The sequence below is a fragment of the Halorussus ruber genome, from assembly GCF_004765785.1.
In the GTDB taxonomy this organism is placed as follows: Archaea; Halobacteriota; Halobacteria; order Halobacteriales; family Haladaptataceae; genus Halorussus; species Halorussus ruber.
In genome coordinates, this window is record NZ_SBIT01000007.1 from 336,080 (window position 1) to 345,812 (window position 9,733).

General features: G+C 65.7%; 10 protein-coding genes. 3 read left to right on the forward strand and 7 right to left on the reverse strand.

From position 1 onward, the window contains the following. Positions 1-44: 44 nt before the first annotated feature. The 3 genes from EPL01_RS12950 to EPL01_RS12960 all read right to left on the reverse strand — a co-directional run bounded on the left by EPL01_RS12950 (position 45) and on the right by EPL01_RS12960 (position 2,595). Complete coding sequence (locus EPL01_RS12950) at positions 45-1,166, reverse strand: pyridoxal phosphate-dependent aminotransferase (RefSeq protein WP_135825681.1); 1,122 nt, start codon at positions 1,164-1,166, stop codon at positions 45-47. Between the two features lie 80 nt (positions 1,167-1,246). Next, positions 1,247-1,786 (reverse strand): CBS domain-containing protein, encoded by a 540-nt coding sequence (locus tag EPL01_RS12955; protein ID WP_135825682.1) that lies wholly within the window; start codon positions 1,784-1,786, stop codon positions 1,247-1,249. A 431-nt stretch (positions 1,787-2,217) separates the two neighbouring features. Further along, positions 2,218-2,595, reverse strand: a complete 378-nt coding sequence (locus tag EPL01_RS12960; protein WP_135825683.1) for a DUF555 domain-containing protein — start codon at positions 2,593-2,595, stop codon at positions 2,218-2,220. A gap of 413 nt (positions 2,596-3,008) precedes the next feature. Between EPL01_RS12960 and EPL01_RS21710 the strand changes: the two genes are divergently transcribed. Both EPL01_RS21710 and psmB read left to right on the forward strand, forming a co-directional pair. Further along, positions 3,009-3,176, forward strand: a complete 168-nt coding sequence (locus tag EPL01_RS21710) for a hypothetical protein (RefSeq protein ID WP_168215908.1) — start codon at positions 3,009-3,011, stop codon at positions 3,174-3,176. Between the two features lie 204 nt (positions 3,177-3,380). Beyond that, entirely contained in the window at positions 3,381-4,094 is a 714-nt protein-coding gene (gene psmB, locus EPL01_RS12965; RefSeq protein WP_135825708.1) for an archaeal proteasome endopeptidase complex subunit beta, read from the forward strand. Between the two features lie 121 nt (positions 4,095-4,215). On the opposite strand, the gene EPL01_RS12970 is transcribed toward psmB, so the two are convergent. The 3 genes from EPL01_RS12970 to EPL01_RS12980 are packed head-to-tail and all read right to left on the reverse strand — an operon-like array spanning position 4,216 to position 6,835. After that, entirely contained in the window at positions 4,216-5,763 is a 1,548-nt protein-coding gene (locus EPL01_RS12970; protein ID WP_135825684.1) for a glutamate-cysteine ligase family protein, read from the reverse strand. A gap of 48 nt (positions 5,764-5,811) precedes the next feature. After that, positions 5,812-6,393 (reverse strand): DUF7965 family protein, encoded by a 582-nt coding sequence (locus EPL01_RS12975; protein WP_135825685.1) that lies wholly within the window; start codon positions 6,391-6,393, stop codon positions 5,812-5,814. Beyond that, positions 6,386-6,835 (reverse strand): hypothetical protein, encoded by a 450-nt coding sequence (locus EPL01_RS12980; protein WP_135825686.1) that lies wholly within the window; start codon positions 6,833-6,835, stop codon positions 6,386-6,388. The genes EPL01_RS12975 and EPL01_RS12980 overlap by 8 nt, the downstream gene beginning before the upstream one ends. A gap of 749 nt (positions 6,836-7,584) precedes the next feature. Between EPL01_RS12980 and ligA the strand changes: the two genes are divergently transcribed. Further along, positions 7,585-9,336: an ATP-dependent DNA ligase LigA gene (gene ligA / locus EPL01_RS12985; protein ID WP_135825687.1), complete on the forward strand. Its 1,752-nt coding sequence runs from the start codon at positions 7,585-7,587 to the stop codon at positions 9,334-9,336. A 278-nt stretch (positions 9,337-9,614) separates the two neighbouring features. Here ligA and EPL01_RS12990 read toward each other — a convergent pair. Beyond that, positions 9,615-9,733 (reverse strand): integrase core domain-containing protein (locus tag EPL01_RS12990; protein ID WP_135824065.1); only part of this gene is annotated, 119 nt, incomplete at its 5' end.

Genomic DNA, 9,733 nt, shown 5'->3' on the forward strand with positions numbered 1-9,733 from the left:
AAATAAAAACAATTCTTAAAGAAACAATTTGATTGCTTTCCAGATTACCGAACCGCGTTCGTCGCCTCGCGCATGATTTCCAGCGCCTCCTTTATCTGCTCCATGTCCGTCGCGTAGGAGATGCGGGCGTAGCCCTCGCCGTGGTCGCCGAAGGCCTCGCCGGGCACGACGACGACGCCGCGGTCGAGGACCTCGTCGGTCCAGCCCTCCGGCACCTTGGGCATGGCGTAGAACGCGCCCTTCGGCGTCGGGCAGTCCAGTCCCATGTCGGCGAAGCCGTCGAGAATCACGTCGCGGCGCTCCTCGAACGCGGCCACCATCTCGTCTACGGGGTCCTGCGGGCCGGAGAGGGCGGCCTCGGCGGCGAACTGCGCCGGGGCGGAGGCGCAGGCTTGGACGTACTGGTGGACTCGAAGCATGCGCTCGATGCGGCGCTCGCTCGCGGCGACCCAGCCGAGCCGCCAGCCGGTCATCGAGTAGGTCTTCGAGCAGGCGTTGACCACGACGACGTTGTCCGACTCGGCGAACTGCATCGGCGAGTAGTGCTCGCCGTCGAAGACGATGTGTTCGTACACCTCGTCGGAGATGCACAGCACGTCGTGTTCGTCCGCGATGCGGGCGAACTCCCGCACGTCCTCCTCGCTCTGGACCGCGCCGGTCGGGTTTGCAGGGCTGTTGACGATGAACGCCGCGGTGTCGTCGGTGATGGCCTCCTCGACCGCCGCGGGGTCGAGGGTGAGGTCCTCGCGGAGCGCGACGGGCTTGGGTTCGCCGCCCGCGATGCGGGTCAGCGCGTCGTAGGAGACGAAGCCGGGGTCGGGGAAGATGACCTCCTCGCCAGCGTCCACGTGGGCCTCCATGGCGAGGTGGAGCGCCTCGCTCCCGCCCGCCGTCGCAATCAGGTTCTCCGGCGGGACCGAAAAGTCGTTGTCCCGCTCGTGCTTGGCGCTGATGGCCTCTCGTAGCTCCACCGTCCCCTTGTTGGAGGTGTAGGCGTCGGCCTCGCCCGATTCGATGGCCTCGACCGCGGCCTGCCGGGCGTGTTCGGGCGTCGGGAAGTCCGGTTGCCCGATTCCGAGGTTGATGGCGTCCTCGCCCGCCGCCTCGAACACTTCTCGAATCCCGCTTATCGACACCTGCTCGACCCTGTCGGAGAAGTCCGTCATACGTCCGACAAACGCGCCCCCAACGATAATTGTTGGTGTTTCGGGGTTGACCGGAAAATCAGGCTGACTGAAAAAACAGGTCAGGACAGTCGTGCCGCGATGTCGGCTTCCGTGATGATGCCGACCGTGTTCCCGCGCTCGGTGACGATGACGGCCTTGTTGTGGCCGAGGTCGGTACTCAACTCGTCTAAGGTCGCGGTTCGGGACTTGGTCGGGAAGCTCTCGCCCATGAACTCGCTGACCGGCTGGTCGCGGGCGTCCTCGCCGACGCTCATCAGGTCCTCGAAGCTGATAGAGCCGACCGGCACGCCGTCCTTGATGACGGGCAGTTGGGAGAAGCCCTCCTCCTGCATCTTCGTGACTGCCTTGCTGACCGGGTCGTCGGGGCCGACGCTGACCACGTCCTCGTGCATCAGGTCCCCCGCGCGAACGATGTCGCCCTCCGACTCGTCGAGCGCGTCCACGATTTCTCGGAGCGTCGAGAGCCGCGGGTCCACGTCGCCGCCCTCGATGCGGGCGATGAGCGGTTGCGAGACGCCCGCCCGGTCGGCCAACTCGCTCTGGGTCAGGCCGAGTTCGTTCCGGCGCTCCCGGATATCTTGGGGCGTCGGTAGTTCCATGCCCACGCATAACTACGGGTTATAGATAAAGGTTCGGTATCGACAGTTGCTGGTGTTGGACGGACTGTTGGATAATGAACTGTCGGAGCGGCCAGTTAGGCTTCGAAAGCCCTCGCGCGGTTCGCGGTCACGCGAACGAAGTGAGTGTGATCTCGGAAGACGCGGGTTGTCTTCCGGCGGTCGCTCAGCGGGATATGCGGCGCGCGCAGAACTGCGCGCGTAGCATAGGGCCACGCTGAGGCGACCAAGGTAAACGCGAACCCCGCTCGCCCTTTCAGTCCACCAGGATGGCGGTTGCTCCACCGGCCGAGACTGGCAGCTGTTCTGCCAGTCGAAACTAGCAGGCTGATACACCGGCCGAAACCGGTGGCTGGACGCGCTACTCGAAACTGGTGAGTAACTGGTTCGCCAGAAAGAGGAGCGCGCTCGGACTACTCGCTACCGCCGAGTTCGATGTCCTCGTCCTCCTCGTACTCGATAGTCTCGACCACTTCGAGGGGCACGTCGCGGAGCGCGCCGCCGACTTCGCTCTTGGCGATGCGCTGGGCGTGCTCCTCGCTGTCGGCGTTGAAGACCTTCATCTCCAGCAGGAGACCCACCAGCGCGGTTCCGGCCGCGATGAACGCCGAGTCGAACGGTTCCGCGCAGGCCGGGCAGGTCGTCGCGCCGACCTCGACTTCCACGTAGTCCATCTCGCGGTCGTTGAGTCGCTTTCCGGCCTCGCTGACCGCGACGCCGATGGCGTCGTCGATGTCCTCTACGTCGCGTACCAACCAAGCCGCCTCCATCGCAACGAGATAGTTGCTCATATCTGGGGGTCGTTCCGTGATGTTTCGTGTCTTTCGGTTTCCGAACGGGTCGGTCGGCCGTTCTGAGCGTACGAGTAGCACGACTCGGGGTACCGCAACTCGCGGTGCCAAGACTCGAAGTACCGTGACTCAGGATACCACGACCCAGGCGTCGATTCGACCGCGCCGGAAGTGCGCCCGAACCGCGCACGTGAGCCGGATAATTCTCATAAGTTATGCGTACGCCCGGCGTCGCCAAACCGGTGCCTACGTCTGCGCGGGTCGATACTCGTCCTCTGTTGGACATAACGCAACCTCGATTGAATCGCAAGCGGGCGTCGGGGTAAAAGGTTTCTATAGACCATTATGAAATCTACATTTCAATAATGCTTTTATACTCGGTTGGCCCACCCTCGCCTGAGGTACGAACTCCGATGCCCACACGGCTCACCCGTGCAATACTGTTCGCCCTGTACCAGACGAGCGTCGCGGCAAGCATCCTGTTGCTTCCGCTGGCAATCATGACCAGACAGGCAGGCCTCACGCTCCCGGCCCACCGGGTGGTGAAGCGACTCGAACAGGCGTACGACGCGACGGCGTAGAGGCGACTCTTTCTCGGAACACTCGCCCGCCGAGCGACTGCTGTCGCCAGTTCGGTTGCCCGTGCGGACCCACTCGCTCAGCCTCCCGTTTCGGATAGCTGATGGGAGCGCGCCCGTTCTTCCACCGGAACACCGTTTCGAAGTCGTCCGCAAGAGTGGGTTTTATCAGTGCTGGCGGACAACAGTTCGGTAATGCCTAGCCCAATGCAAGGTTCCGAGTTCTCCCAGAACGCCTCGCGTCTCGAACCCGACACGAATCCCTACGAGCCGGAACTCGGCTCGCTCCCGAATCGGTCGGTCGACACCGAGGACATCCAGGAACTCAAGACCGGAACGACGACCATCGGTCTCACCACCACCGACGGCGTCGTGATGGTCACGGACAAGCGCGCCAGCCTCGGTAACATGGTCTCCTCGAAGACCGCCCAGAAGGTCGAGGCGGTCCACCCGCGAGGAGCGCTCACCATCTCCGGGTCGGTCTCGGCGGCCCAGTCGCTCATCCGGACGCTGGAGGTCGAGAACAACCTCTACGAGACGCGCCGCGGCGGCGACATGAGCATGCAGGCGCTCTCGACGCTGACGAGCAACCTCCTGCGCTCGGGCGGCTTCCTCATCACGGTGCCGGTCCTCGGCGGCGTTGACGACGAGGGAAGCCACATCTACTCCTACGACGCCCTCGGCGGCGTCACCGAAGAGGTCTACAGCGTCTCCGGCTCCGGCTCGCAGTTCGCGCTCGGTGTCCTCGAACAGGACTACCACGAGGACCTCAGTCTCGAAGAGGGCCGCGAGGTCGCCATCCGCGGACTCAAGAGCGCGGTCGAGCGTGACACCGCCTCCGGGAACGGCATGTGGCTCGCCGAAATCACCGAGGACGGTGCCGAGATTAGCGACTACGAGGACTACGACGCGCCGCTGTAATCTGGAGTCGGTCGGGCAGTTCTGGCCCACTAAATTTTCTCAGTCCACGCGACCAGTAGTGGCGACTGCGGAAACGTCGGAAAGCGTGAAAGTCGGGAAAACTGGGAAATCGGGCCGCCGCTCAGTCCTCGCGCTCCATCTCGGTATCCCCGCGGCCGACCCAGTTGGCGAAGGTCCCCTCCAGTAGCGTCTCGGACTGCCTGTCGATGTACTGCTTCTGCATCCCGTGGACCGCCTCCTCGAAGCTCTCGCCGTCCTCCAATCGCTCCCTGACGCGCTCTCGCTTCCAACTCGCGGGAGTCAGTCGGTGGCGGGCGCGCTGGCGGAGCGGGTAGAGGTACTTGGCGGCCTGCTGGTCGCTGAGGCCCCGCAGTTGGAGACCGTCCTTGGCGTGGGCGAAGATGTCCTCGTAGACGCGCTCGTGGTCGGTGGTCTCCTTGCCGTCGTTGGTAATCCAGTAGAGGTCGGCGTCGAGACCCTCCCGCATGGCGTCGTAGAAGTTGTCCTTGGCGACCACCCAGTCGAGGTGCCGGACCGGGTGTTCGCGCCGGAACATGGATTCGAGGAGTCCGGCGAAGGCGGCCTGAAACGCGATGGAGTCCCTGACGGTGGGTTGGGCCGCGATGGGCCGGAACTCGATGCGGGCGTTGGCGGCCGACCGGGTCGCCCCGCCGAAGACGGGCCGGACCCACCGCCAGTAGGTGCCGTGCTTGTGCCGGAAGTGGGCGAACTCGTCGTCGAAGCGGTCGGTGGTCGAGACCGGCATCGGGACGATGGTCCGGTCGGCGGCGATTCGCTCGACGGCCTCCTCGACGCTCCCCACGTCGCGGGGGAACCGCACCTTGTCGGGGTCGTCGCCGTCCCGGTTCAGCACCGTCTCGAAGACGCTGATGCGATGCTCGTCCCACCCGTCGGCAAGAATCTCCTCGGGGTCGGCGTCGGGTTCGTAGAGGTCCGGCGGGAAGAACGGCGAGTTGACCCCGAGCGCGAGCAGAGGTCCCGCGATGCGGACGGCGTACTGGAAGTAGGTCGGCAGGTCGCGGGCGTGGGGGACCTGATAGTGGGGCTGAATCGAGGTGATGAGGCTCTCGGGCATCACCGTGTCGGCTTCCAAATCGACGTGAGGAGCCTCCAGTTTCATCCCGGCCCGCGCGTCGGTGTTGGCCATCGCGTGGTAACGCACCGAGTCGCTCATGTTCGAGGCGATGCGGACGCCGCGGTCCTCGACGCTGGTGGTCAGGTACTGGCGGGCGCTCTCGCCCTCCGGCGGGATGGTCCACATGGCGTCGCTGACCAGTCGCATCCCCTCGGCGGCGGTCCGGTCCTCGGCGGCCGAGAGGCGGGCCTTGACCTCGGCCTCTTGGGCCGCGAGTCCGTGGGTGTTCAGCGGTTGGGGACTCGTGGACATCTCGGCGTTGTGCAGACCGAGTTCCTTCTCGAAGCCGATGAGGTCGAGGAGGCGTCGGGGGACGCGCCGGAGCGCGGCCGTCTCGGCGTCCACCGCGTAGAACTCGTACTCGAAGCCGATGATGGCTTGGGGGTTGTCGAACGTCCCGGCGTCTACCTCCTCGACGATGACCTCGGCGTCCTCTTCGACCCGTGCTTGGAACTGTTCGGGGTCCACCGAAAGCACGTCTTCGACCTGCCCTGCGAGGTCGGACTCAGGCATACGCGGTACGTCGAACGCGGTTCCCTTCAAAGCACGGGCCAGCGTTTGCTACGCGGTATCGTCCGACTCGCTCGGTTCGTGCTGACGAGTGACTGGCCTCGGCCCGAGACCCCGCGCGACCCGGAACAGCGCGAGGTCGAGGAGCGCGAACAGGCATCCGACGATAGCCCCGACGACGAACGCCAGAAGCGACCCGACGCCGCCGAACGCGAGGTAGTAGGCGACGCCCGCAATCGTCACCGTCGAAGGCGGGAACACCGCCGCGAACAGGAGCATCCAGAGGAAGAGGACGCCGTCGACCCCGGCCCACTTCCCGGCGGTGCCGACGACGACCGACGCCCGGACTGACGCCGAATCGGTCCCGGCGTCGGCAATCGCGCGGAACGCTCGGCGGTTGGTCCACCACGTCGCCGCCCAGAGGCCCAGATAGAGCGTGAGGCCGACGGCCGTGTCGAGAGCCGAGAGGAGGTCTCCGAGCGGACCGGCGAGATAGAGCGCGGCGACCAGCAGGGCGACCAGCGCGGCGGTGTGGAAGGAGGCGAGCGCCCAGACCACGAGTGGGTCGTCGCCGACGCGGTGGAGAGCGAGGAGGTCAGACTCCCCGGCGAGCGAGTCGGCGTTTTCAGCCATGGGCCAGCACCTCCGCGAGCGTGACCAGCAGCGCCAGCGACACCGCAGTCGCGCCGTAGCCGACCCGGAGCGTGCGAGTCGTGGCGCTCGCCAGGGTCGAGGCGTTCAGCTTTCGACACCGGACGACCGCGAGCGTCCGGACCAACGAGGAGGCCAGCAGTCCGAGGACCAGCAGGAGTTTCACGGCGAAGACGGTGCCCCAGTCGGTCTCGGCTGGCGGGACGGCGGGCGCGAGGCTCCCGAGGTTGCCGACGCCGGTCATCACGAGGAGTGCCGCCGCGGCCCAGAATCCGGCCTCGTAGACGCCCGCAATCTCGACCGCGGCGTCGGGTTCGACCGCCGACTCGCCGACGCCGGACCGGCGGGCGAGCCACCAGACCGCGACCGCGCCGCCGACCGCGAGCGCCATGGCGAGGACGTGGAGCAGGCGAACCGCGAGCATTCAGGTCTCCTCCCGCGAGGTCGTCGGAGCCGATAAAACCCGCTCCTCGGGTTCTGTCGGGGCGGTTCGCGGCCGCACCGGGTTCATGGGCGTGGAGGGAGGGCATCGTTCGGAGTAGCACTCCTCGACTCGAAAAGTGTTGCTCCTCGGAGAGCTACGAGAGATGAGAGGTCTGGCGTAGAATCCTCTCGAACTCACCCGGCGCGCGTGGTGTTTTTGAAGTAAAGTCGGCGCGCGCTGGCGCGGCTTCCGTGCCGCGCCATCGGCGCGCGAGGTTGTCGGGAGCGTAGCGACCGACTGCTCGGCAGACACGGTTTGTCTGCCGGTGGACGAGTGAACGACCGAGCGTAGTGAGGGAGTGAACGAGGAGGTTGGGGCGGTGTGAGGTCCGCGGTCGCGGTGTCTGCGCGAACGAAGTGAGCGCAGGCTCGGAAGACGCGGTTTGTCTTCCGGTGCTGTGCGGTAGACTCCGAGGCTTCGGCAGTAGCTAGCTTATTTCAGTCTTCCACCTCACCGCTCTCCCTACCTCACCACTCTTCCTCTCTCACCGCGCTCCCTCTTTTACAGTCAGCAACCTCCTCGCCGCCTTCCACCTCGTCCCGGAATCAGCCTCCAAACTACCGGCTAGAGACCAGTAGAGGGTTGCTAGAAACAACTATACCTATTCTAAACAAATAATTAGTTGTCCCTAACCCAAGTCACACCGAGAGTCGGACTATTTAAATCCGAACAGTAACTACTCCCGAGCGATGGAATTCGGGGAGTTCGCGGACGCGGCGGCCGAAATCGAAGAACTGAGCGCCGACACGGAAATCGCACAGCGAGTGACGACGCTCTTTGAAACATCGAGCGACGACCTCCCCGTGCTGGCCCGGTTCGTGCAGGGTCGAGTCTTCCCGGCGTGGTCGTCCAGAACGCTCGACATCGGGCCGAACTACTGCTACGAGGCCATCGCGCGAGCGGCCGGAACCAACGTCTCGGCCGACGACGTGGAGGAGAAACTCGCCGACGTGGGCGACATCGGCCAAGTCGCCGCGAGCTACGACTTCGGCGGCCAGCGGGGCCTCGGGGCGTTCACCGGCGGCGGAGCAGGGGGCGGCGGAGCAGGAAGCGGCGGGTCGGGCGGCGGAGGGAAAGACCTCACGGTCGCCGAAGTCGCCGAGGAACTCGACGCGCTCGCCGACGCCGAGGGGTCGGGGAGTCAGGACAAGAAAATCGACATCCTGTTCGGCCTGTTCAACCGCGCCGACGGCGACGAGGCCCGGTATCTCGCCCGCCTCGTCCTCTCGGAGATGCGCATCGGCGTCGGCGAGGGCACCGTCCGCGACGCCACCGCCCAAGCGTTCGAGGTCCCGGCCGAATCGGTCGAGCGCGCGCTGCAGGTCTCGAACGACTACGGCGAAGTCGCTCGGGTGGCCCGCGAGGAGGGCCAGTCTGGCCTCGACGCGATGGACCTCGAACTCGGTCGCCCGGTGCAGGCGATGCTCGCGCAGGCCGGGACCGTCGGCGACGCGCTGGACGACTGGGACGAGGCCGCAATCGAGTGGAAGTACGACGGCGCGCGCGTCCAGATTCACCACGACCCCGCGGGCCTCGACTGGGCGGGAGGCGACGGAACCGGCGCGAGCGACCCCGAGTCGCGCGAGGTCGCGGTCTTCTCGCGGAACATGGAGGACGTGACCGACGCGCTCCCCGAAGTCGTCGAACACGTAGAAAAGCATCTCGACGACCCCGCGATTCTGGACGGCGAGGTCGTCGCCACCGAGGACGGCGATCCGCTCCCGTTTCAGGAGGTCCTGCGGCGCTTCCGCCGGAAACACGACGTGGAGCGCGCCCGAGAGGAGGTCGAGTTGGACCTGTTCGCCTTCGACTGCCTCCACGCCGCTGGCGAGGACCTGCTCCGGACGCCCCTGCCCGAGCGCCACGAGCGACTGGAGGGGGTCCTCGACGCGGGCGTCTCCTCGCTCTGGATTTCCGACGACCCCGAGGAAATCGCCGACGTGGAGGCCGAGGCCCTCGACGCGGGCCACGAGGGCATCATGCTCAAGAACCCCGATTCGGACTACTCGCCGGGTCGTCGGGGGAAAAACTGGCTCAAGCGAAAGCCCGACGTTGAGACCCTGGACTTGGTGGTCACGGGCGCGGAGTGGGGCGAGGGCCGCCGGGCGAGTTTCCTCGGCACCTTCCTGCTCTCGGCGCGCGTCGGCGAGTCGGGCGACGAGTTCGAGACCCTCGGCAAGGTCGCCACCGGTATCACCGACGAGGAACTCGCCGACCTGACCGAACTGCTCGAACCCCACATCCGGACCCAAGAGGGGCAGGAAGTCGAAATCGCCCCCGAAGTCGTCTTCGAGGTTGGCTACGAGGAGATTCAGGCGTCGCCGACCTACTCGTCGGGCTACGCCCTGCGCTTCCCGCGATTCTTGGGCGTTCGAGAGGACAAGACCCCCGAGAGCGCGGACTCGCTGGAGCGCGTCGAGCGATTGGCCGAAGAGCAGTAGATATTTCTCCGGGTTTCGGTTTCGGGAACCGCACTGTACTTTCGGCTTCGGGAACCGCACTATACTCCCGGCGCGCGGGGGTGCGCGCAGAACTGCGCGCACCCCTCGCGCGAGGGAGTCGGCCGCCTCTGGCGGCCGACGAGGTTGGGGAGGAGTGAGGTGCGGTCGCGGTTGCGGTGCGGTAAACGCCTCGGCTTCGGCGATAGCTAGCTCTGCTCCACTTCCCACCGCTAACCGCCGTCCACTATCTCCAAGAAAATTGCTCAAAACGGCACTGTCTAGTTACGCACCTCCTGAATCGGGGTGCGTCCATCGAGTGCTTGATGCGGTCGTTGTGCGTTATAATAGTGTGTAAACTGTACAAGCCACTCGCGGGCGCTTTGCTGACTGCCCACCC